This window comes from Kothea flammea, assembly GCF_052161645.1.
GTDB lineage: Bacteria > Planctomycetota > Planctomycetia > Pirellulales > Pirellulaceae > Laterigemmans.
In genome coordinates this window covers 262,777-286,601 of the sequence record NZ_CP197414.1, presented here as the reverse complement: position 1 = coordinate 286,601, position 23,825 = coordinate 262,777, and the positions used below count along the sequence as shown (strand labels likewise).

The 23,825-nt window shown below is 54.6% G+C and carries 21 protein-coding genes; all 21 read left to right on the top strand.

Annotation, left to right across the window (positions count from 1 at the left end):
• Nucleotides 1–6 precede the first annotated feature (6 nt).
• The 21 genes from SH139x_RS00970 (at nt 7) to SH139x_RS00870 (ending at nt 23,781) form a co-directional block, all read left to right on the top strand.
• On the top strand, nt 7–744 hold the full coding sequence (locus SH139x_RS00970) for a hypothetical protein (protein WP_488353424.1): 738 nt from the start codon (nt 7–9) through the stop codon (nt 742–744).
• Between the two features lie 20 nt (nt 745–764).
• On the top strand, nt 765–2,003 hold the full coding sequence (locus SH139x_RS00965; protein WP_488353423.1) for a polysaccharide pyruvyl transferase family protein: 1,239 nt from the start codon (nt 765–767) through the stop codon (nt 2,001–2,003).
• Complete coding sequence (locus tag SH139x_RS00960; RefSeq protein WP_488353422.1) at nt 2,000–2,980, top strand: glycosyltransferase family 2 protein; 981 nt, start codon at nt 2,000–2,002, stop codon at nt 2,978–2,980. The genes SH139x_RS00965 and SH139x_RS00960 overlap by 4 nt, the downstream gene beginning before the upstream one ends.
• Nucleotides 2,980–4,320, top strand: a complete 1,341-nt coding sequence (locus SH139x_RS00955) for an O-antigen ligase family protein (RefSeq protein WP_488353421.1) — start codon at nt 2,980–2,982, stop codon at nt 4,318–4,320. The genes SH139x_RS00960 and SH139x_RS00955 overlap by 1 nt, the downstream gene beginning before the upstream one ends.
• Nucleotides 4,313–5,656 carry a glycosyltransferase family 4 protein gene (locus tag SH139x_RS00950; RefSeq protein ID WP_488353420.1) on the top strand — a complete coding sequence of 448 codons (1,344 nt, stop codon included), beginning with the start codon at nt 4,313–4,315 and terminating at the stop codon, nt 5,654–5,656. Before SH139x_RS00955 ends, SH139x_RS00950 begins: the two co-directional genes overlap by 8 nt.
• A 297-nt stretch (nt 5,657–5,953) precedes the next feature.
• Entirely contained in the window at nt 5,954–6,712 is a 759-nt protein-coding gene (locus SH139x_RS00945; RefSeq protein WP_488353419.1) for a hypothetical protein, read from the top strand.
• 400 nt (nt 6,713–7,112) lie between these two features.
• A complete protein-coding gene (locus tag SH139x_RS00940; RefSeq protein ID WP_488353418.1) occupies nt 7,113–7,778 on the top strand; it encodes a class I SAM-dependent methyltransferase in 666 nt (221 codons plus the stop codon).
• A 193-nt stretch (nt 7,779–7,971) separates the two neighbouring features.
• The gene (locus SH139x_RS00935) at nt 7,972–9,174 is read left to right on the top strand and encodes a glycosyltransferase (RefSeq protein ID WP_488353417.1); all 1,203 of its coding nucleotides are present in this window, start codon (nt 7,972–7,974) and stop codon (nt 9,172–9,174) included.
• Nucleotides 9,171–9,821 carry an acyltransferase gene (locus SH139x_RS00930; RefSeq protein WP_488353416.1) on the top strand — a complete coding sequence of 217 codons (651 nt, stop codon included), beginning with the start codon at nt 9,171–9,173 and terminating at the stop codon, nt 9,819–9,821. Before SH139x_RS00935 ends, SH139x_RS00930 begins: the two co-directional genes overlap by 4 nt.
• The gene (gene asnB / locus SH139x_RS00925; protein ID WP_488353415.1) at nt 9,809–11,719 is read left to right on the top strand and encodes an asparagine synthase (glutamine-hydrolyzing); all 1,911 of its coding nucleotides are present in this window, start codon (nt 9,809–9,811) and stop codon (nt 11,717–11,719) included. Before SH139x_RS00930 ends, asnB begins: the two co-directional genes overlap by 13 nt.
• A 370-nt stretch (nt 11,720–12,089) precedes the next feature.
• Nucleotides 12,090–12,395, top strand: a complete 306-nt coding sequence (locus SH139x_RS00920) for a hypothetical protein (RefSeq protein WP_488353414.1) — start codon at nt 12,090–12,092, stop codon at nt 12,393–12,395.
• Nucleotides 12,396–12,426: 31 nt separating this feature from the next.
• A complete protein-coding gene (locus SH139x_RS00915; RefSeq protein ID WP_488356131.1) occupies nt 12,427–13,122 on the top strand; it encodes an SDR family NAD(P)-dependent oxidoreductase in 696 nt (231 codons plus the stop codon).
• Nucleotides 13,119–14,456, top strand: coding sequence for an ANL family adenylate-forming protein (locus SH139x_RS00910; protein ID WP_488353413.1), 1,338 nt, complete (start codon nt 13,119–13,121; stop codon nt 14,454–14,456). The genes SH139x_RS00915 and SH139x_RS00910 overlap by 4 nt, the downstream gene beginning before the upstream one ends.
• 58 nt (nt 14,457–14,514) lie before the next feature.
• Entirely contained in the window at nt 14,515–15,117 is a 603-nt protein-coding gene (locus tag SH139x_RS00905; protein WP_488353412.1) for an acyltransferase, read from the top strand.
• Nucleotides 15,118–15,149: 32 nt separating this feature from the next.
• Nucleotides 15,150–16,229, top strand: coding sequence for an acyltransferase family protein (locus SH139x_RS00900; protein WP_488353411.1), 1,080 nt, complete (start codon nt 15,150–15,152; stop codon nt 16,227–16,229).
• A 139-nt stretch (nt 16,230–16,368) separates the two neighbouring features.
• A complete protein-coding gene (locus SH139x_RS00895) occupies nt 16,369–17,526 on the top strand; it encodes a glycosyltransferase (RefSeq protein ID WP_488353410.1) in 1,158 nt (385 codons plus the stop codon).
• Between the two features lie 6 nt (nt 17,527–17,532).
• Nucleotides 17,533–18,672 carry a glycosyltransferase gene (locus SH139x_RS00890; RefSeq protein ID WP_488353409.1) on the top strand — a complete coding sequence of 380 codons (1,140 nt, stop codon included), beginning with the start codon at nt 17,533–17,535 and terminating at the stop codon, nt 18,670–18,672.
• Nucleotides 18,673–18,792: 120 nt separating this feature from the next.
• Nucleotides 18,793–20,199 (top strand): VanZ family protein, encoded by a 1,407-nt coding sequence (locus SH139x_RS00885; RefSeq protein ID WP_488353408.1) that lies wholly within the window; start codon nt 18,793–18,795, stop codon nt 20,197–20,199.
• Nucleotides 20,193–22,223 carry a hypothetical protein gene (locus SH139x_RS00880; protein WP_488353407.1) on the top strand — a complete coding sequence of 677 codons (2,031 nt, stop codon included), beginning with the start codon at nt 20,193–20,195 and terminating at the stop codon, nt 22,221–22,223. Before SH139x_RS00885 ends, SH139x_RS00880 begins: the two co-directional genes overlap by 7 nt.
• Nucleotides 22,224–22,464: 241 nt before the next feature.
• Nucleotides 22,465–22,830, top strand: a complete 366-nt coding sequence (locus tag SH139x_RS00875) for a hypothetical protein (protein ID WP_488353406.1) — start codon at nt 22,465–22,467, stop codon at nt 22,828–22,830.
• 66 nt (nt 22,831–22,896) lie between these two features.
• On the top strand, nt 22,897–23,781 hold the full coding sequence (locus SH139x_RS00870) for a PEP-CTERM sorting domain-containing protein (protein WP_488353405.1): 885 nt from the start codon (nt 22,897–22,899) through the stop codon (nt 23,779–23,781).
• Nucleotides 23,782–23,825: the final 44 nt, after the last annotated feature.

Genomic DNA, 23,825 nt, shown 5'->3' with positions numbered 1-23,825 from the left:
TTTTCTTTGAATTCACTCATTGTCGCGACGGTTTACGAATTCTCCGATGGAGCCAAGTCGCGTCTGGCTGATTACAGCCCGATGATCGATTTGTGGGCTCGGCATCTACGCGGCCCTGGCCAATTTGAGGGAGATATAAAGCTCATCACAAATTCACCAAAACTGGCTCCTGACGGTGTCGGAATTATTGAATTTTCGGAGGAATGCAAAGATGTCGTTGATTTGTTCTCACAAAGAATCCTCAACTTGGAAGAGATGGACTTCGGTAATTATGATCGAGTGCTCCATTTAGATCTGGATATTCTTTCCGTTAATTCGGTTGAACCACTGTTCGCTTGCGATGAACGACTGCACGTGGCGTCGTCTCAGATGGATGTCGCGCACGTGCTCCACGCAGGTTATCAAATGAAAGCTTGGAAACGAGGTATTGTCCGTTGGCTATCGCCTGCGGGGCGGGCTCGCGGCGCGAATTGCTGTGCAGTTAGCTTCCATACATTACATCAACAGACCGCACTTCGACCTTGGTGTGACACAATCCGACAGTTCAGCCGTTTTCCGCCGCGTCCCCCTCTCGGCGATCAAACTATGTTGAATCTCGCAATCTATTTAGAACATTGTGCCGTAAGTCGGTATCCGCTGGGATGGGTGCAGCATTCCAACTGGCGGCAATCCGATGAAGCAATCCTGTGGCACTTTCCAGCCGCTGATCGACTAAGCGTTATGATGTCTCACGCGATCATTTAGAATCCGAGAAAAAAGTTTCTATGTCAACTTTGGTGAAGAACGCTGTCACATCCGCGAACGTCGCGTTTGCAAGAGTTCGTTCGAAAACGATGGGATGCCTGGTTTGTTCTGCGCCGGTTCCTGAGCGCAATCGCGGTGATCAGGCGCTGCTTGCAGTCGTGGTTCGCGAACTTCATCGCCGTGGATGTGGGCCGCTAACGGTGCTCACCGCCAGCGATCAACCGATCACGTCGCTTGTCCCCAGCGATCAGTTGCGAATTCGAACTGACTTGTACCCTCTCTTTCTTACCCGGCGATGTTTCCAAGAGGAATTACAGTTCCCGCAATTGGCCGCTCGCCACCTTGAAATGATGATGATTGGTGCCGACGTGCTTGATGAGGGTTACGGCGTCGAACGAAGTGTGTCTTCGATGTATACGCTGGGGCTGGCTACGCGAGTCGGATTACCCTCACGCATTTTTGGATTCAGCGTGAATGGACCTCCGTCCGTCGGACTGCGTGAGCGATTGAATCGTCTTGGAAGCCGGGTTCGACTATTTGTTCGTGATCCCGAATCGTATCGACGTTTGGAGGCGGCTGGGATTGCCGGAATCGAACGCGCCGGAGACTTGGCATTTCTGCTGGAACCGAGCGATGGAACGGAGTTGGATCCGCCACTTCGCAGTTTTCTCGACCAATATGCTGGTCGACTGATTGGTCTCAACCTGACTCAGGTTGTGCTGGGTGAATACGGTGCCGAGGAAGAACGGCTTCAACTGATTGCGGCTGCCTGTCAGCGGCTTGCCGATGAGGATGGCTGGAGATTCGTTTTGATTCCTCATGATGAACCAGAGGGCGTTGAGTATTTGAGGGCTTTTCAGAATCGGTTGCAGCAGAAGTGCCCGGACAGCTCCATACTCGTTGATCCACTGCCCCACTCTCGCAGCTTGAAATTCATTGCTGGACAGTGCACGCACGTGTTCACCTGCCGGTTGCATCTGGGAATTGCAACATTGGGAATGGGCAGGCCGATGACAGGCTTTCCTTATCAAGGAAAGTTTGAAGGTCAATTCGAACTGTTTGGTCTAGAGCACGATGGATTGATCCCCCCAGATCGTTTTCCATCGACCGTTGAAGATATGGTTGGCATGATGCGCAACAGAATCTCGCAGAGCGAATCGCTTTCCGAACAAATAACTCGCCATTTGCCGAAAGTACTTGAACTGGCAATGAGAAACTTTGATGGACTGGGTGTGTCCAATGGCGAAGCGTCCCAATGACAATTAGCGTCATTGTTCCGTGCTACAATCGCGAAGATATCCTCGGCCGCGCTATCCAAAGTGCGCTGGCTCAGACGCGAGCGCCCGATGAGATCATCGTGGTGGATGACGGCAGCCACGATAGCTCGGCCAATATCGCGCGTAGTTTCGGGGATCGTGTTGTGGTTTTGGAACAAGCGAACGCAGGTGCGGCTGCGGCCAGGAATCATGGAATTGAAACCGCACACGGGGACTGGGTCGCATTTCTTGATAGCGACGATGAATGGCATCCAGACAAACTTGCCATTCAACTGGCCGTTGCAAAACGTTTTCCAGCTGCACAACTGATTTTTTGTGACACGCTTGTTCGCACAGACAACGATGTTCTGATGTCGTCAAGGTTTGCACTCGGTGGACTCTATGGCGCCGAGCGGGAGCTAGATGCTGACTTCGCCCTTTACGACCGTTCATTGTTCGCTCGCATGCTGACTCAGTCGCGAGTGATCACATCGGCGGTCATGGTGCGACGCAACTTGCCGGAGTTACGTTTCCCCGAGCACATTTGGGGCTCCGAGGACTGGGCCTTATGGTTGAACCTTGCCTTGCAATATCCATTTGCCTCGGTGAACCGAGTCCTAGTGACGATGCACCAACAAGGTGACAACATTTCTTCGCGGACCGGAAGACTTTGTCGCAATGATCTTTTGGTTCTCAAGGATTTGGCACGGCATCTGCTGCTCACGCCAGATGAACGATCGCTGGTCAAAACGCAAATTTCAACATCCCGCGTCGGTGCGGTTTATCACTCGCTTCTGAGCGGGGAAGTCTCAGAGGCGAGGAAACTGCTAAATGAAGTATCACCGAGGGAATACGGGATCCCTGCTTATATTAAACACGTTGCCTGCAGCTACATGCCTCCTCGAATCGTGAAGAGAATCGCGGAATACCGACTGCGCGAGGCTTCACGCACCACGCGAGACACTCCGACGGTCGTCTGATGCTCGGTATTCTCATTATTTACCCGCTGTTCGCAGGCGTCTGTATTGCCGCGATCTTCCGCCCCTGGATCGGCATTGTTGGTTTCTATGGATGCGTGCTGCTAGAGCCCAACTGGAATTGGCGCTGGAGCATCCCGGCGGATTTTCAATTTCAAAAATACATTGCACTAGCAACGGTCGTTGGTGTGTTGTTGACCGGATTTCGAGGCAATCGTATCGGCGGGGCATCAGCTTGGGCTACTGCTGCATTGGTTTCGTTTCTTGCCATCGCTTACGTCAGCGCCAACCAAACCATCGATGTTGTCCTCACGACGTTTTATATGGAGAACATGTGGAAAATTGTGATGATGGCTATTCTGGCCATCATCCTGCTTGATGAGCCTAGAAAGATACTTGTGATGGTGGCGGTTCTGGCGATCACGCAAGGATACAGTGCATACCAGATAAACTTGCAGTACTTCCAGGACGGGGTATCGATTTATGCTTATTATCCTTGGGGCACCAAGGGTGACAACAACCTCTACTCGAATCTCACTGTCCCGCTGATTGCCTGTAGTGCCGCAGTGTGCGTGTTTACGTCTAAACGCTGGCTGCGAGTGGGGTCGGGAATCATCCTGATTCTGCAAATGCACCAACTGATGTTGATGGAATCGCGAGGTGCGATGCTAGCCGCCATTGCCATGATGGGTTGGTTCGCTTTTTTAATGCCCAAGACTTCGTTCACGATAAGAGCGTCTGTCGTTACAGTATTGGCCGGCGCTCTTCTTGCGGGACCGCCGGTCTATAAAGAGTTCATGTCTTCGTTCGAGTCCGGGGAGAATCGAGATTCATCCGCCGATAGCCGTTTCACGCTTTGGAAAGCCGGCGCGGCGATAACAGCCGACTATCCACTCCTGGGAGTGGGGCCATTGGCCGGCCAACGCCTCGTGCCTCAGTATTATGAAGGTGGCCTCGATGGGAGCCAGAAGGGGCTTCATAACCTCGTTTTCGAGATCTCGACGGGATGCGGCATTCCTGCCGCAATTCTATACTTTCTGTTCTTCTTGATTCCTTGGTGGGTGAGCACGAAGCAGTATTGGGCCATCGCACGAATCGGAGAATTTCCCGAATGGAAAGGAACTAGTTTACTGGCGGTTGCCACCGGGATTCCCGGCTATCTAGCGGCGAGCATGTTTTCCAGCGGCGCGTTGCTTGAGCCATCGTATGTTCTGGCATCCGTCGGCTGTGCGACTGCTCTAGTTGCGCAGCGTCTCAATGCGGAGCCGCTCGAAGTACTGGAAGAAACCGAGCAAGAGATGTCTTGGACAAGCTCAGTTAGCGCGACTCATGCACATGGATAAATCGCCCTTCGATGATCCTACGGTCATCGAAAAGACCAGCAGTTATATTCCCTTTAACACTTCGATGCATTGGTCAACAGCAACGCCATTCGATCCCGCCCGCGAGGAAGTGGAAGGTGTAGGAATCTCTGTCCCAACAGACATCCAACGCACCGTTCTCTCTGAAATTTTCCCGCCTCGCCACGGCGGTAGCGGGCGATATTTATACGAGGTTTATCGGCGCCAACCGCTCGGAACCACTTTGGCAGTGGTGGATCAACTTCGAGAAGGTGATCAAAAAGCGTCTGTCGAGGATGATTCTTGGATTCGACGAGTGCCGTTTACGCTTCCAGGCACCGGATCGCTGACTCCGGGTGGGCTGATTGGCTACTGGCGGCTACTGCGTAAAATTCAACAGAGCCTGGGGCAGCAGCAACCTCGGATGATTCACGTGGCCCGTGTCTTGCCCGAAGGCTGGTTGGCTTACTTGCACTATCTACGGACCGGAACTCCGTTTGTCTGCTTTGCGCACGGCGAAGAAATTAATTTAGACGGAGCGAGAGGCGGTGGTGTGATGTCAAGTCGCCAGCATCGCTGGATGACGCGTCGCGTAGTTACGGCCGCGCGGCACTTCATCGCCAATAGCCATAATACAGCGCGAATGCTGACGGACCAGTGGCACCTTCCGGCAAGTTCCATATCGGTTCTTCATCCTGGCGTCGATTGCACTCAATTTCGTCCCGCATACCCCGACTTCGAATTCCGCTCGTCGCACGGATGGATTGACCGCGTGGTACTGTTAACCGTGGGACGATTGCAGGCGCGCAAGGGACAAGATCAACTCATCCGCGCGCTGCCCGAGATCCGTAAAGTCATTCCCAATGTGCTATACGCAATCGTGGGTCATGGTGAAGAGTTGGAGCATCTCAAGTCCTTGGCAGCTCAGGTTGATGTCAACGATCACGTGCAATTCTTAGTGAACGTGGACGCGGATACTTTGCCAACCTATTACCAGCAGTGCGATTTGTTCGTCCTCCCAAATCGTCAAATTGGTTCAGACGTCGAAGGATTCGGCATGGTGTTGCTAGAGGCACAGGCGTGTGGCAAGGCCGTAGTTGCCGGGAGATCCGGTGGTACCTGTGAGGCCATGCAGGATGGTGTCACCGGCTTTTCTGTCGACGCCACGAATCTCACAGAGTTGACAACCGTGATCGTTCGGATGCTGCAAGACCCTTCAAAGCTTGCGAAAATGGCAACCACGGCTCGCAGTTGGGTGGAGTCGCGTTTCGATTGGAGTGTCGTAGCACGCACATCGACAGAGTTCTTTGCAAAGTTTGAGTGCCCTTCAGCACATTGAGCAATTTAACAACCTTGGCTTTAATTCGTCGTAACAATCGTCAGACTGAAACGTCGTTCCTTTGATCGCCCAATCACCGATCATGCAATGTGCTGAATCATCGATATGTCACTGAAGTCTATACTGCCATATCGAATTCGGAAGGCTTTCGATCAGCGTCGGATCGACAATTGTGTTCGAGGAATCCTGCGAACGAAACCGGTTGAGGCCAAGGACCCAGACTCGGCGGATTTCGAAGTTCACTTGCTGCTTCGAAACGCTGACACGTTATGTGGTCTCGTCGCGCTGAAGTCACTGTTGCGATTCCCTGAAGTTCAGGCCGCGGTAACCATCACCGACGACGGAAGTATGTCTTCCAGTCGCCGCAGATTAGTTGACGAACATGTGCGTAATGTTCGTTGGTTGCCGCGTCATTGTTTTGCTCCGGAATTAACCGAAGCACTTGCCGACCGACCACAGTTGCGTCAGTTGTACAAGGGTGATTTTCATATGGTTGCAAAATTGCTTCACCCAGTTGTACTAGGACGCTGCCCGGCGATGTTCGCGATGGATGCGGATGTGGCTTTTTTCTCTCTGCCCGAAAGAATTTTGAACTGGGCACATCGAAGGGGCAGCGACGGGCTGTACCTGCATGATCTTAATACAAGAAATGCGGAGGTTCCCTGGTTTGAGCAAATGCTTGCAGAAATAATCGCTTCACGCTCAGATTTGTTTTGTCACCAAAAGCTTGACCATGCTTTCTTCAATGCAGGGCTCTTGTGCTACCTGCGTTCTGCATGCCGACTGGATGCTGCCGAGCATTTCCTGGCCTGGCGTCAAGCCAATGCGAAGTTCAATTCACAACCATTCGCTGATACATGGCTAGGGGATTGGACACGGGAGCAGACTGCATATCTATCCATGTTTCTTGCGATGCAGAATCAGCCCGAGGGCCTGGGTGTTGACTACCGAATCGGTGGGCCGCCTTGGAGTGTCTTTCATCATTTTTTACGCGCTGGTTTGGTCAGAGGTGATGTGCAAGAGCGTCTTCGTAAACTGGTAAATGAACTCTCTTGACCAATGGATGGATTATTGCCCCAAAGAGATGCCGCACGAATCAACTCGTGTATTGCCCACTGATGGCACACGTTCTCGCGATGGTAGGACTTCACAGAGTCTCCACAGGTTTTGCTCGATGGCACGCGAGCGGTCCCGGCGATTGGTATATTGATGACGCACCGACTTCCCTCTGGGAACGCGATGAACTGCTTGGCTCCATAGGGCTTTGGGCGCTGAATTGAACATCGCCGGCGACGTTGAAAACGTGCTTCTCTGATTTTGACCACACGGAGTGGTGCGGTTCTACACCTGAAGAATTTTCATCTCGATTTAAAAGTGACTTCGCGTTTCGATGGCAGTTGTCAGTATTTGTTCCAGGGGCAATGGAATATATTCGCTGAGGGGTATTAGAAATCTGATGCAACAACAATCTCATAAACAGCAGCAAGACTTCAAAAAATGTGGTGACCTAGATGTTAGTAGCGGAAGGGTCGCTACTCAACTCGGTTGGTATAAATTTGCAGCCTCGTTTTGCAGGGGGCATAAAGTGCTGGATGTTGGGTCAGGTTTGGGTGAAGGAATGAAAATTTTGTCGTCCACAGCTGAAGATGTTTTTGGCCTGGAAGTGGACAAGCAGCTTGAGGGCCCTAAGGTCATGATCAAGGATCTGTCGGCTGTTGATAGTGCTAGTTTCGATAGTCTCGTTTGTATCGATGTAATTGAACACATCGAGAAGGACGTGAGTTTCGCAAAAGACCTAACAAGGGTGGCAAAAAACCAAGTGCTAGTATCAACTCCCAATTGGACCGCGAGTCGTTGCCAATGGCCGTATCATGTTCGCGAATATACTCCGCAACAACTCGTAGGTCTTTTTAAACAATACGGGAAGGTAACTTTATACAAAGGTGAGCCAAGCGGGGACCGCTCTTATCAAGTCCGTTTCCCACGAATTTACTATATCATGAACGCCTTGCGAAGTTTTCCCCCGACGAGCTTTTTGACTCGTTGTATTAATGCCGTCCTTCCCCAAAGTTGCAAGATCAACAGCCATCTGTTTGTGCGCGTTCAGATGAGTGAATTTTGACGGTCGTAGGTCGGAGGCGGTTTTTGCATAAATAGTAATGGTTAGACGCATACTAAGTATACGGGTCAGATGCGGTTATCGTGCTAGCTATCAGGTTGCGATTTTGGGATGGCTGATTTAACCGTGACGCGTTACTGGCAGATGTACCTCTGATTATGGTTTATGTTGACTCGAGCAATCGGACTTGGGTGCTGTGAAACGTGACCTCGTGTCCGATCGCGGCCAGGATCGGCCTATTGTCTGCCAGGTGCTGCACTCGCTGTGCGTGGGCGGTGCCGAAGTTTTGGCGAGCCAGTTCGCGGAGCGTTCCACTGGCGTTGTCCGGACCGTTTTTGCCTGTCTGGATGATCTTGGTGAACTGGGGCAACGGCTGCGCGATGGCGGCGCGGAGATCGAAGTTTTCGCCCGTCGGCCCGGTTTTGATTTTGGGTTAACCCGCCAGCTCGCCCGATATTTCGCTCGACACCGGGTGGATGTCATTCACGCCCATCAATACGCACCGTTTTTCTACTCGTCGCTTGCTCGCCTGCCCGGTCGCAACCCCCCATTGATCTTTACCGAGCATGGCCGAAGCTTCCCCGATTACCGCCGGCCTAAACGCGTTTTCGCGAATCGATTCCTACTCGGCTCGCGAGACCGAGTGATCGCGGTAGGTGATCAAGTGCGTGAGGCATTGATCGCTAACGAGGGTTTTTCGCCGAACCGGGTCGAGGTGATTCAGAACGGCGTTCCGGTTCGGGATTACGCATCCTCCCCCGGCGGACGCGCAAACGCCCGGGAGAAACTGGGGTTGGTAGACAGTGCGTTTGTGATCGTGCAAGTCGCACGACTGAACGCGCTTAAAGACCATCGCACGGCCGTGGCAACCATGGAGCATTTGGTCAAGACACACCCGAATGCACGATTACTGCTGGTGGGTGAGGGCGAGGAACGACCCGGTATCGAGGCGGCGATTGCCCAGGCGGGACTCTCCAAGGCGATCACGTTGTACGGAAGTCGCAGCGACGTCAAGACATTCTTTCATGCCGCAGATGCCTTTATGTTGACGAGTGTGTCGGAAGGGATACCGCTGACTTTGGTTGAGGCAATGGCGGCTGGAATTGCTTGCGTCGCGACCAATGTGGGTGGTATTCCTGACGTGATCGAGCACGAAGCATCAGGACTGCTGGCCCAGGCAGGCGACGCTTTGGCATTGTCGCGACACTTGGCTCGATTGGCGGATGATACGAAGCTGAGGTCCATGCTCGCGGACCAGGGGCAGCAGCGTGCAATCGAGGTGTTCAGCGATGATGCGATGCACCAACAGTACCAGCAGCTGTACTTGGAGTTATCAGGGCGGATCGACCGAACTCGGAAGTCCAATGTAAACCGGTCAGGACGGGGCGTTTCGGAATGATAAAGTCGTTCGCCAAAGCATTGCTTCGAGCGGTTGCCTGCCTAGTCGTGTTTCCGGTAGTGCTCAGCTACTACCTGGCTTCCAGGCTGTTTGGCAAGGATCGGGTGTTACCTGGATGCTCTCAATGGATGAGCCTTTGCCCAGGTTTGATCGGCGTCTATTTGAGATGGGGATTTTATCGGCAAGTCTTGCCGCAATGTGCTCGCGATGCTTGGATCGGGTTTGGAACCATTCTTGCGAGCCCAAATGCCAGGATTGGCGACACGGTTCACGTGGGGCCATTTTGTGTGTTGGGTGACGTCACGCTAGAAGACGACGTGTTATTGGGTTCGAACGTTTCGATCATCAACGGAAGCCGTCAGCACGGTATCGATCGACTCGACATTCCGGTTCGCGAACAACCTGGCACATGGCCCCATGTGACAATCGGCCGTGATTCTTGGATCGGAGACCGAGCGCTTGTAATGGCCGATGTTGGATGTCATTGTGTGGTTGGAGCCGGGTCGGTCGTGGTCAAACCGGTGCCTGATTTTGCGATTGTGGTTGGTAATCCGGCACGTGTGATTCGGTCACGCGGTCAACAATCGGGACCGATGTCAAATGACCGAATGGAACCGACCGCGAGTGCCCGCGAATGTGTGGAATAGCAGGTTTTTTTAACTCGCGGCGAGCTTCCGCCAGCGTCCCGATGGACGCTACGGATTTGCGCCGGATGGCAACCGCGATCTCGCATCGTGGTCCCGATGCCGAGGGCGTCTGGGCTGACGATTACGTGGGCCTTGCCCACCGCAGGCTATCGATCATCGATCTTTCCAACGGCGCACAGCCGATGGGAAATGAAGACGGATCGGTGCAGGTTGTTTTCAATGGCGAAATCTATAACTTTGAATCGCTGCGAAATCGCTTGTTGGCCCGGGGGCACCAGTTTCGCACACGAAGCGACACCGAGGTCCTGGTTCATTTGTACGAGGACATGGGCGAACGGTTGGTCGATGAATTGCGTGGCATGTTCGCGTTCGCGATCTGGGATGCTCGGCAGCGGCGATTGTTGTTGGCGCGAGATCGCATCGGGCTCAAGCCGTTGTACTACAGCCATGACGGCGACCGCCTGCTGTTCGGTTCGGAGATCAAGGCGATTTTGGCGGCCCCCGCTGTTTCTCGCGACATCGACCACCGGGCCGTGGAAGAGTATCTGACCTTTGGCTTTGTGCCGGGCAGTCGTTCGATCTTTCGCTCGATCCGAAAACTGCCTCCTGCGCACTGGTTGTCGATCACCGAGGATGCGCTGCGGCAAGAGCTGGTGCCGCGACGATATTGGCGATTGCAGACGGAAGTCGAAGAGGGGTTGGGAGAAGAGGAGTGGATCGACCGAATACGAGACAAGTTTCGTGAGACGGTCGCGATGCATCGGATTTCCGACGTGCCGATCGGGGCATTCTTAAGTGGCGGTATCGATTCGGGAGCTATGGTTGCCGAGCTTCAGCGTTCAGGAACCGACACGCTGCAAACTTTCTCGATTGGATTTCATGACGAACAGTTTAGCGAATTGCCGTTCGCCCGAGAGGTTGCGCGGCAGTTCGGCACGACGCATGTGGAACAGATCGTTACCCCCGAAGCGTCCTCGAGTCTGGAAGAGTTAGTCCACTATTACGACGAACCATTCGCGGACACTTCTGCGGTTCCGACGTTGGCCGTTTCTCGATTGGCGCAAGAACATGTAAAGGTCGTGCTGTCTGGCGATGGCGGGGACGAGGCGTTTGGCGGTTACAGTCGTTATCGCCACGACATCAAGGAGGCAGCTGTCCGCCAGTGGATTCCGAAGGCGGTGCGTGGCACGATCCTGCGGCAACTCGCCAACCTCTGGCCGAAGGCCGATTGGTTACCGCGGCCGATGCGTTGGAAGACGACGCTGACAAATCTGTCGCTTGAGCCCGCCCAGGCGTATGCCAATTCGATGACGATCACCCGGCATGATTTGCGAAGGCGAATTTTGGCAAGTGGTTTTCTGGGCCGAGAATCCGGAATGAGTCCCGAAGCTTTGATCGCAGCGCATTATCCGACCAAGGGACTCAAACCGCTGGAAGCGATGACTTACACCGATATCGAAACGATTTTGCCGGATGATTTTCTAACCAAGGTCGACCGGGCCAGCATGGCAGTCGGGTTGGAAGTGCGGCCGCCGCTGGTGGATCACGAGTTTCTGGAGCTTTCGGCGCGGATTCCGGGACAATGGAAGGTGCGCGATGGCCAGTCGAAATGGATTTTCAAGCAGATGCTGCGTGGCACACTACCCGGTACGATTTTAGATCGCCGCAAGCAAGGGTTTGAGATTCCCGTCGACGCGTGGCTTCGCACCGATCTCCGTGATCAATTTCAATCAACGGTTCTCAACCGGAACCATCGCATTGGACATCTTATCGACCAAGTCTATGTTGAAAAACTCTACCGGTCTCATTTGAGTGGAGGCGGCCGTCACGGTTCAACGCTTTGGGCGCTGCTGGTTTTGGGAACCTGGATTGACAAATACCAGCCGCAGGGTGTCTGAGTGGTTGAGACCGTTATGAAACGAGACATGCTTATATAAACCGTAAACAAGCGGCATATAGCTTACCCGCTAGCACGAGGATGTTGACACCTGAGCATCAAATCGAAGCTGTCCGGGGAGCTGGGATATGGAGCGTTCATCGTGGTTGGAACGAGGGCGAAAAAGTAACCCCTTTCAGGATAAACCCAATATAAAGTGGCGCAATATTTGCAACCCGGATAAAAAACCGTAGCATCGATCAAAGTTCCAGCACAGCGTTGGATCAGCTTGGGTGCGGCCCCCCAAGACAAAGCATCACCAGAACAAGGTGGGACGCGGGTTTTTAAATGAATGAAACGTGACGAATGGAAATATCTCGAGGGTACAATTAGTGGCGAACTTGACGAAGCAACAAATCCAGCAACTGGTTTTGGACTCGATCACGCGACTTAACGAGCATCGTGAACCGGAGCTACAGCTTGCCGTGGACGCGAAGGCGCCAATCTTTGGCGATCATAGCCCACTCGATTCATTGGGGCTGGTGACGCTGACGATGGACATCGAAGATGCGCTTGCGGATCAAGGCATTGAAGTCAGCTTGAGTGATTCCAGGGCGATGTCGCGACGCCAAAGTCCGTTCCGTGACGTGACTAGCCTGGTGGATTTCATTACTGAGCAGATGGAAGTAGAGGGGTAGGTGCGGGGTGAGAAAAAATACCGGGGTCATGATGCCTAACGTTTTGATTACCGGTTGCAGTCGTGGGATTGGACTTGCCCTTACTAAATTCTACCTAGCCGCTGGTTGGCGGGTAATCGGATGCTCGCGTTCGGACGCCGTGCTCGAGTCGCAGCAGTTTGATCATTTTCAGCTTGATCTGCACGATGCGGCCGCCATTAAGCAGATGATGCGGGAGATCCGGCGCCGCTGTGGCACGCTGGACGTGCTGATCAATAATGCCGGGGCTGCCGCGATGGCTCCATTTACCCTGCAGCCGCCGGATGTCGCTCGGCGGCTAATGGACCTCAACTTCCAGTCGGCCGTTGAGGTGACGCACGCGGCGATCCGACTGTTGCGAACAGCCCAGCATCCTCGGATCGTTAATTTTTCTAGCGTCGCGGTACCGCTGCGACTCGAGGGCGAAGCGATCTATTCGGCCAGCAAAGCGGCCGTCGAGCAATGGACTCGCGTGTTGGCCCGTGAGCTAGGACCACTGGGAATCACCGTCAACGCCGTCGGCCCAACGCCAATCCGCACCGAGCTAATCAGGGGTGTTCCAGAAGAGAAGCTCAAAGCGTTGATCGATCGCCAGGCCATTCCGCGATGGGGCACGATCGACGACGTGATCAATCTGGTCGATTTCTTTGTCCGCTCGGAAAGTGACTTTATCACCGGCCAGGTGGTTTACTTAGGTGGTGTGGGATGAGCGATTGGGTCCAAGCGTTACTCGCCCGTGGCGAACGCCTCTGTTTTGTCGGCGGCCCACACGACCAACGCGTAACGTATCGCGAAATGGTCGACCGGATCGCCGCGATCACGGAGCTTCTGACACAGGCCGGTGTCAGCACCAATTCGGTCGTCGCGTTCCCCGGGCAATACTCAGCCGATAACGTGGCGACACTTTTGGCGATCGCCGACCGGAAGGCCGTCGCGGTGCCGTTGCCCGATGATGCGCCTTCGCGGATCGAGCGTTTGCTGGAGATCGCCCATGTCACCCACCGCGTGGCTTCACCGGTGGTCGATGTCACGGAAGAAATGCGTATCGCGGCCGGTAACAACCCTTTGTACGCGCGACTTCGTGCCAACGATCATGCCGGGCTAGTGTTGTTCACCTCGGGAACGACAGGTGATCCCAAGGCGGCTGTTCAGAATCTTGATCGATTGAAGCTGCGTTATGCCCAGCCTCGTCAGGTCGGGATGATGTTGGCATTCATGCACATCGACCACATCGGCGGGATCAACACACTGTTGTATGTCTTGTCGCACGGCGGCACATTGGTGGTTCCGAAGACGCGTTCGCCCCATGACGTGGCCGCATCGATTGCGGAGCATCGGATCCAAGTCTTACCGGTTTCGCCAACCTTCTTAAATTTGTTGCTAATTTCTGGGGCGGCCGATCGGTTCGATTTGTCGTCGCTGCGGAGAATCACCTATGGTTCCGAACCGATGCCGCAGAGCGTTTTGGAGCGGGTGGCGGAGAGGTTGCCGGGGGTGGAGTTATTGCAAACATATGGGACCACCGAGCTCGGTATTTTAAAGTCCAAGTCTGAGAACAACGGTTCGTTATGGATGAAGGTGGGTGGTGATGGCTACGAGACCAAGATCGCCCAGGGACGTTTGTGGGTGAAAGCCCAGACCGCCATGCTCGGTTACCTAAACGCCGCTTCGCCGTTCGATGACGAAGGATTCATGGATACGGGGGATGAGGTGGAGGTGCGGGGCGATTGGTTGCGAGTCTTGGGACGCAAGTCTGACTTTATTAACGTGGGTGGGACGAAGGTTTCGCCGGTGGAAGTGGAAAGCGTGCTGCTGGAGATGGCGTGCGTGGCCGAGGTCGCGGTTGTCGGCCGTCCACACCCAATCATGGGCCAAGTGGTGGAGGCGCGGGTGAGGCTGTGCGGCGATGGGTCGATTTCCGATTTTAAGGCCCAAATGCGAAAACATTGCCATGGCAGGTTGCCCGCTGAAGCGATCCCCGTGAAGGTATCACTGACCAACGACTCGATGGTCACCGACCGATTCAAACGAGTTCGTCAGTAGGCGCTAAAGAACCGTTGAAAAACAATTTTACAGACTTGCATTTTCGAGCCCCCGGCCTATGTCCGATGAACTGATCTTCAGACGATCAGTGAAAGCAGTTTCCAACACCCTGGCTGCTGTGATTGTTCGTCCCGCCGTGTGGCTTTGTTGGCTGGAGACGCGGCGTGGAGCGGGATACGAGCGGGCGTTCCACGCTTGCGGCCAAATGGTTGCCATCTTGCCCGGTTTCTTCGGGATGTGTCTCCGGCGAGCGTTTTACTGTGGGGCGGTAGACGCATGCAGCTGGCGTTGTCAGATCGGTTTTGGGGCGATCCTGAGCCATCGCGATGCAATCATCGAGGACGATGTTTACATCGGCAACTACGCGTTGCTGGGCCGTGTCGTTCTCCGCAAAGGGTGTTTGATCGGTAGCAGGTCCAGCGTCTTGAGCACCGGGGAACATCACGTGTTCGACGACGAAGGCCGCTGGACGACGCCGGACAATTTGTCGCTCCACTCGACCGAAATCGGCGCGTATGCCTGGATCGGTGAAGGCGCGATTGTGATGGCAGACATCGGCAAAGGGGCGATGATCGTGGCCGGCGCCGTTGTGGGAACGAAGGTTCCCGATCATGTTATGGTTGCCGGAAATCCTGCTAGATTCGTGAAGAAATTATTATAACTGGCTGGAATCCACTGCGGCGACGTTCTCCAATGCAATACCATCCTTGGCTCGATTGGCTGAAAGTGCTGGGGATGGCCGTTATCATCTTTGGTCACACCGGGGGCGAGGGGCTGATTCCGGGGTTCTTTAACCCGATCAATGCCAAGCAGCTGGGCGTGGCATTGTTCGTGTTTGTCACCGCCTTTACGTTGGCGCGGGAGAAACGGGATGGGGGCCGGGTGATCTTCAACCGCTTCTTTGAGATTGCCGTGCTGGGGTTGTTGCTGTGCGTCTTGCTGAGCGTCGTGCAGATGATTCGTGTCGGGAGCCCGAATCTCACCAACTATCTACCTTATTTCTTTGGCATCAACGTCATTTGGGAGAACGCATTTCCCGCAAATCCGACCACCTGGTACGTTGGCACCTACCTGCATCTGTTGGTTGCTTGGGCCGTCTTGCTCCGTTGGCTGCCTGTGCGATGGTGGTCGTTTCTCATTTTTCTGATAATTGAGATTTTGGTTCGAGCGGCTTGGATATCAGTCGACCGCGACTTCAACGCTTATATGATGCTGACCAGTTGGATCACCGTATTTTGGCTGGGGACCGGGCTGGGACGCAGATTTCAAACATCGCCATCCTTGCCGCTGTCAACGTGGATCTCGCCAAATTCGCGCCGTTTGCTTGCGGTTATCGGATCCGCAGGGATGATGTTGGGTTGGTTGTCGGTCGTGCAGACGCTGGAGATTGACAAGAGCAATCCGTTTGGTCGGATCGCGATTGGTGATACGGCGATGACGGCAATCGCCACGTCGGCCGCCGTGACAATGCAATATTTGGTCTACACCCTTTTGGTAGTCGGATTCGTATATGGCTTGCCCGCCGGCCGGTTCATTCGATTCCTATCAGCAAATACATTACTCGTCTTCCTCGCCCACATGCCCGTTCGTGATTGGGTCACGCCTCTGTATTATCCGCTAGTGCCATACGGCTGGTGGCGGCAAGTTGCCAACTTTGTGGTACTGTTTGTCGGCATCGCGTTAGTGTCGGAAGCCTTAAAGCAGGGTTTACGCTTAACGCGCCTCCGCGACTGGGCCTCAACTGTGATCTTCGCAAAGTCAAAACCCGCTTAGGAACGAGCGGTGTTTTAGAGTCGCCTTTCGCTCCGCGAAAGTCCGAGAAAGTCCGAGAAAACGCTGCTTTTGCGGAGCGAGAGACGACACTTATTTTCCGATCGTTCCTTAGCACTCCTCACTCCCCACCTTTCGTCCCTTGCAAAACCTGCTTGTCTTTTCTGATGATTGGGGGCGACACCCCTCCAGTTGCCAATATTTAACCCGCGAGTGGCTGCGGAGATCATGTGGTGGTGACGCGAATGTAATCTGGGTCAACACGATCGGTACCCGGCCGCCGCGCTTGGATTGGTTAACGCTTCGCCGCGGTTTGGAGAAGGTCGGCTCTTGGATTCGCCCCGTAAGCGATTCGGCGGATGCGGTTTTTCCCGCTGGTCTGAGGGTGGTGAACCCACGGATGTGGCCCTGGGTCGCTTCGCCCGCGGCTCGGCGGATTAATCGCCGTCTGCTTGCTCGACAATTGGCGCCTTTACTTGATCGCGAGGGTGGATGGACCGCAGTGACAACGATCCCGATCGCCGCGGTCGTGCTCGACGCGTTACCTGTCGACCGCTGGGTCTACTATTGCGTCGACGACTTCTCCGTCTGGCCGGGCTTGGACGGCCAAACGATGCTTGATCTCGAGCGGGCCGTCATCGAGCGGGCCGACGAAATCATTTGCGCCAGCGATTCGTTGGCCAGTCGAATTGATCGCCTGGGTCGAACCAGCAAAGTGATCAATCACGGAGTCGATTTCGATTTCTGGTCAAATACGCAGGGACTCTCTCCGCTGCCGAACTCAATCCAACAAGCGGCCGGGAGTCGAGCGGTTTTTTGGGGCGTGGTCGATCGCCGACTCGACACCGATTGGCTGAGGCGACTTGCGGCGTCGCGCGAAATCGGTTCCATCATTTTGGTGGGACCTCATCAAAACCCCGATCCAGCGCTCTTGAACTTACCAAAAGTGGTCGCCACCGGGCCACTTCCGATGGAAATCTTGCCCGCCGTGGCGGCCTCTGCCGACGTGTTGGTGATGCCCTACCGCGACGAAGCGGTGACGCGGGCGATGCAACCGCTGAAGTTAAAAGAGTATTTGGCGACGGGGTGTCCCGTGGTAGTTCGATCATTGCCAGCGACCGATCCGTGGAGCGATTGCTGTGATGTGATGAAATCCGCAGACGACTTCGTTGCCGTGACCGCAGCACGTGGCTGCGGGCCGATCCCCGATCTGCAATCCTCCGCGCGACAGCGGCTGGTCCACGAATCCTGGCAAGCCAAGGCTGACGCCTTCTGGCCACTCGTTTTCCTAAATTCGTAGCATCCGATGCCTGTTCAACAACTAGTTTTGCACGCACGGGTCGTGACGGGGCATGGTGGCGGTCCGGACAAAACGATCGTAACGGCACCTCGTTACTACGGCGAATATGGATTTCAGTCGAAGTGCCTGTACCTGCACCCACCGGAAGATGAAGGATTCGAGGTAATCCGCCGCCGTGCTGCCCAGCAAGGCACCGAGCTCGTTGAGATTATCGACCGGGGTCCGCTTGACCCGCGTGTTTTCTGGCAGGCTTGGCGATTGTGTCGTGGCTTGCAGCCGGCAATTTGGCACGGGCACGATTATAAGACGAATTTGCTCGGTTTGATGTTGCGCCGAGCCGGTTGCCGGATGCGACTGGTTACGACGGTGCACGGCTGGGTCAAACAGACCTCGCGAACACCGCTGTACTATCGCATCGATAAGCTATGTCTACCGCGTTACGAACACGTATACTGTGTCTCACAGGATCAGATCGATGCGTGTCGCGAGCTGGGTGTGCGAGAAGATCGGCTGTTTTTGCTCGACAACGCCATCGATCTTGACACCTTCTCTCGACGTCGCGATCGATCCCAGGCGCGGGACGGTTGGTTGACTGTTGCGCCGGGGCGATGTCTGGTCGGAGCGATGGGGCGTTTATCTGCGGAAAAAGGGTTTGATCTTTTGATTCGCTCCGCCGCCGAGCGAATCGCGGCGGGCGATCCGATTGAGATGGTGATTGCCGGTGATGGCGACCAGCGCGAGCCGCTCCTGCAGTTGATCCATGAGTTGGGCATGCAAAAGCACATTAGACTGCTCGGATTTTGCGAGGACATCATTCCCTTTTACGAGGCGATTGATCTGTTTGTACTCAGCAGTCTGCGTGAAGGATTGCCGAACGTTTTACTAGAAGCGATGGCGATTGGTGTTCCGATCCTGTCCACGCGTGTTGCCGGCGTTCCCCGATTATTGCAGCACGACCAAAACGGCTGGTTGATCGATTGTGGTGATCAAGCGGCACTCACCGAATCGCTAGGACGATTGATTGCCGATGCGCAGACGCGGCAGCGACTGGCCAAGGCCGGCAGAGAGACAGTCGAAACTCGATTCAGTTTCGAGCAGCGAGCGAGGAAACAGTGTGAATGCTATACGAAATTACTCGATTACTAGGAGAGGCGAAAGCGTAAGCATGTAGGTAACGTAAAAGTAACGATACAAGAATCGTGCCAAGACGTCTTATTGCGTTTGTCAAACCTCACTATACCACTCCACGCTTACGTCCGAATTTCCATGAGAAAGCTCCCACCACTTCCTTGGTACCGCTGGTTCTACAAATGGCTTTTCTTAGCGACCATTTGTTCGACCGTGCTGCTGGTGTACGCTTCGATTGTGCCATTGCAGTACACTCCTCTGAGTTGGCAGGAGACCTGGAGTCGCTGGGCCGAGGTACCATGGTTACAACTGGGGGTCTACAATCGAGCGGACTGGGTTGCAAACGCCTTGGTTGTCATTCCTCCTTCATTTCTTGCAACCGGTGCCTGCTGGTTTGCCTTTCGCGCGAAGCCGGCACAATTGGCGAGCGCGGTGCTGGTGGGCGTCGCTTTTGGCTGCCTGGTTTATCTCATCGAGTTTGTTCAGCTCTGGTTCCCCCCGCGTACCGTATCTCAAAACGACATCTTTGCCGGCTGCATCGGCGCGGGGATCGGGCCGGTCGTTTGGTTGGTCGCTGGCCCGAGTCTCGCCGGCTTGCTTGTCTCGTTTGCTGCTCAACCGACGATCCGCAAGCGTCTGGCCGTCTTAACACCCTTTGGTATGGGTGCCGCGGTGCTCTATTCAGTCTTCCCACTCGATATTGTCGTCACGTCCGCAGAGTTGCAGCAAAAGTGGGACAACGGCAGGATCAGCCTCTCGCTCGGAATCGATTCGCTTTTCCAGCGAGAAATGCTGAAGGGGGTTTCCCTGTCTCTCATCCGCGCGATCCCATTCGGACTCTGGTTCGGTTTTGCCGGGAATCGGGTTGGACGAGCTTCTGTGGCGATCGCGCTGATCGCCATAGGACTTGAGGCGATTCAGATTCCGATATTCAGCAAATACGCAACGATTTGGGAGATAGTCGGCGGCATCGCGGGTGGGCTCATTGGTTGGTGGTTGGGCAGCGAGCCGAAACTGGTCACGAGGTCTTTGGGCAATCCTGGGCTATCGACGGCTGGCATCGGCTGTTTTCTGATCCTAGCGCCACTCGCGATGCTCGGACGTTTTGAAACTGTGGTGCATGATCCCGACCTGCTCGTCGAGCGTTGGAAAGGGTTTTGGACCCCGCCATTACTTCGTTATTACTACACCAGCGAATACGCTGCGCTCACCAACCTGGCCGGCAAGTTAGGCATGTTCGCGGCCTTTGGCGTTTGTGTAGCGGGGTGGTGCTGGGCCAAACGCGGACGCCATTACCGGTCCGTGTTTGTCAGCGGATTGTTCGTTGCCGGTGGACTAGGCTTGGGCATTGAGGCGGCGCAAGTCTACCTCGAACCGTTCCACGGCGACGCGACCGATGTTTTGATTTACATGACCGGTTATTGGGTCGGCTATGCCGCCGGAAGAACAACGCTCTTCGGGGCCGCTGGCTACCGCCCTCATGAACCAGCGGGGCATTCCGCATCGGCTCTCGGCGTCCATTCCTTTGGCAACGGCCAATGCTAGGTCCTATCCGCACATTCTTGACCACCGTAACATCTGAAACGAATCCTTCCTTGCAAAGCCATAGCGGATGGCGTGTTTTGGGGCCGCGTTGTGTGGCGTTGCTACTGCTGGCTGGAGCGGTTGCGATTTGTGGATTACATCCGTACTGGGGCGGATGGCTGCTGGTTTTATCACTCGCCCTCTTTGCAGGGTCAGCGTATTGGCCGATACATTTCTTTGTCACGTTTCCTATTCTATTGGTCGCTGCCGACGGGTATCTACTGACCGGACAGATGGTGGTCAAGGAATATGACCCGCTGCTGCTCGCGAGTTTTGCCGGAAGCCTTTGGAACGGACTTCGAGTGGGGCAAAGAAAGGTCAGCCGGCCCTTACTATGGTTTGGCTCGATATTCCTGATCAGCTTTCTGGTCTCCGGGTACCGCGGAGTCACCGTGCTGCCGGGGACTGACTTCCGAGATCAGTTGTCGGTCTATTTTTCGTCCTGGAATGTCCTGAGGATAGGCAAAGGGTATTTTTGGGGAACGGCATTCTTGGTGATGCTGCTCGGTTCAACGCTAAAGCGTGACAAGGCCCTGCGAGGCCTAGTGTTAGGGTTACAGTTCGCGGCGTTGTATGTCGGCCTGTTTGTGTTGGCGGAACGCCTGATCTTTGAAGGTCTTTGGGATTTTAGCCGCGTGTTGCGGGCCTCCGGCCCATTCGCGACGATGCACATCGGCGACCAGCACTTGGACGGATTTTTAGCACTAGCTCTGCCGATGGTATGGTACGGGACGCTGCACGGCGGGTTCACGCGATGGCGGCAATCTCGTGAATCACTCCGAGCGGGAAGCGCATCCTATTACGGAGATCGACCGGGCGATTTGCGGGATGATCGCTTCAGATGGACTCGGTTGATTTGGCCGGGGGTATTGTCTGCGTTGATCATGCACGCAGGAGTATCGAGCATGTCGCGGGCGACGATCGTCGTGTTGTTGACGCAGTTGCTCCTGCTGGCCGTTGCTGGAGCGGCGGTTTTGGCAACTGCGAGAGCCCGAGACTGGTTGAAAAGAACGCTATTGATTGTCGGCTTCGGAATGGGTTTGATGATTGCCGGTGCCAGCCTCGCGATGCGAAGCGAAGCGATTTCGGCTCGGTTTGAAACATCGCAATCCGACATGCTGGTCCGCTGGAAACACTGGCGGATGTGCGTTGCGCTTACGCAAGATCGGACCGCGAACCTCGTTTTCGGAAGGGGCGTGGGGACGCTACCGACGGTCCTGGCAGAAGCTAGCGATCGCCCGACGCCACCGCTCCGCTGGCTGACGGGTGCTGACGGGAATAGTGGGCGGGTGATCATGCAACCGGGGTGGCCGATTTATTTGGAACATTGGCTGCTTATGCCCGACCGTGGCTCGGCGGAGCTGAGGTTTTCAACCAAGTCATTGACCGCGTCCACGGAAGACCAAGTCCATGTGACGATCAGCCGGTGCACCAAGGCGTTACTGCAATCCTACGATTGTGATGCCGAAAAACACCTGATCTCACCGTTGGCCTCTGAACAAGCTTTAGTAACACTCGATGCGCCCCAAGCGGATACTCGCGGGGGAGTTCCTGCTTGGCGTCCTCAGACTTTGGCGTTTCACGTCGACGGCGACAGCCCGGTGGAACTGCAAGACGTTCACATTAAATATAGAAACTTGTCCCACAGATCGCTGGCGCCAGATGACTTCAGCGGCGGGATCGCCGGCTGGACATTCACCTGTGACGACCACCTTATCTGGCGAGCCAAGAACATCTGGGTACATCTTTTGCTAGAGCAGGGTTGGCTGGGTATGCTTGCAGCAATCGGATTTCAGCTCGGATTGGTCTCTCAGCTTATACGTGGCAACGGGCTATGCGGGATCGATCGAGCAGCGGTGGCGACGGCGCTGCTCGGATTTGCGGCAGTCGGATTTTTTGGAACCCTGATCGACACCCCCTGGCTGACGGCGATCGCGTTATCGGTGGTCGCGGCACTGAGTATTTCAGCGTCGTCCGACCACTGACGGCGTTTAAGTGACGCCAAGGGTCCGATGATTTCTTAAGCTTTACCGAAGCAAAAGGTCGGTAAGCCGGTTTTTCTCAAATGACTGGGTGCGAGCTAAGCCGTCGTGATTTTCGGCGACCCGCCAAATTGTTCGGCTTCCATCACTAAATGAAGTTTCTAATCAATCCCCGTCCGTCTATTTTGTAAATTTTCCCCGCGTAGGCTTGCATGCGACCTGGAGAAGCCCTAAAGTAAGACTTATGCGAAATCTGTTAATTCTAGCCGCACTCACGGCCACGCTGTTCGGAGCTGTCCGTTCGGCAGATGCTGGGGTGATGATAGCCGAATTACCAACGCCGGTGATAGTTATTGATGATGCGTCGGCAAAGGCCGCGAAAATGGCAGCTAGTCCCGGGGAAGAGCATCATCGTAGCAGTGTCGACCAGAATGAACCGGTTGGAATGTCCGTTAACTCCGGTAGCGGGAGCCAAACGCTCAGTCAACTGGCCGCTTTCTCAGAGAATATGTATTTATTAGCTTCGCCGTTGCCATCGAGTTATTTCGCGCTTGTCAACGCGGCATTACCTCCTAATCCACTTTTGGATAATCTTCTTAAACCCTCCTAAGCAAACATCATCCACAGTTTGCGTTAGTCCGTTTATTTTTCGGTAAGGTTTTTTGGAGATTTGGAAATGCGTTTTTTGAAGGTTTTTGGTTTCGTGGCTCTCGCTGCGTTGGTTTCTACCCCAGTGCAAGCGGGCGTTTATGGCAGTGCAATTCTCAAGACCTCAAACATGGTTGTGCAGTACAGTGCAACTGGGGTCGCCGGGAGTTTCACGGATATTGCAGTTGGTTTTGTTAACATTACGAGCTCAGATGTGGGTTTGGCCAACACCGCTCGCTTGAACGGAGGTTTTGTTCAAAACCTAGGCAGCGGTACTGGATCTGGCCTTGCTGACGCCTCTCAAGCGTTTCTTACGGCGGGGGCAGAATTAGCTCCCGGCGAGAACACCTTCAGTCAGACTGTTCCTGTGCCAGCGACAAGTGCGTTCTCAAGAGCGGACTCGCTAGTGGATGGCACCTTGCTCAACGGCATCGGGCTAGATACTAGCTTGGTCGCGGAGATCGAAGCTGCCGACTCAAGCCTTGGTTCGCCCACCAGTTCGACCGGTGCTGAAAGCAAGTTTATCTTTAGCCCGACAGAAGAAGGGTTTTACCGACTCATGTTTGATGCAGAAGCAGAATTGCTCGTGTCGTCGATAGGCCCTCCAGGTTTCCGCTTGGCCACTGCCACAACCGATCTCACGATTCAGATTAACGGTGCTGACATTTCCTTAGATTCCCCGTCTGCCCAATTAAGCTTTGATCTGAGCGGAAACGGCAGTGAAAGCGTTAGCTTCACCGGTTTGGTCACGGAAGCGGTTGAGCTGAGTGCAGACACGCTCCAAACACTGACAATTAATCATGTCGCGAGGACGAGTTTGGGGGCGGTTCCTGAACCTGGTTCGATGTTCGCCTTCGCGGGAATTTTGGTAGCAGGTGGGCTCACCAGACTCCGCCGAGTTCGCCGCAGTTAGTTTGCCAGCAACCTAGATTTTACTGCTGCTAACCTTAGGTCATG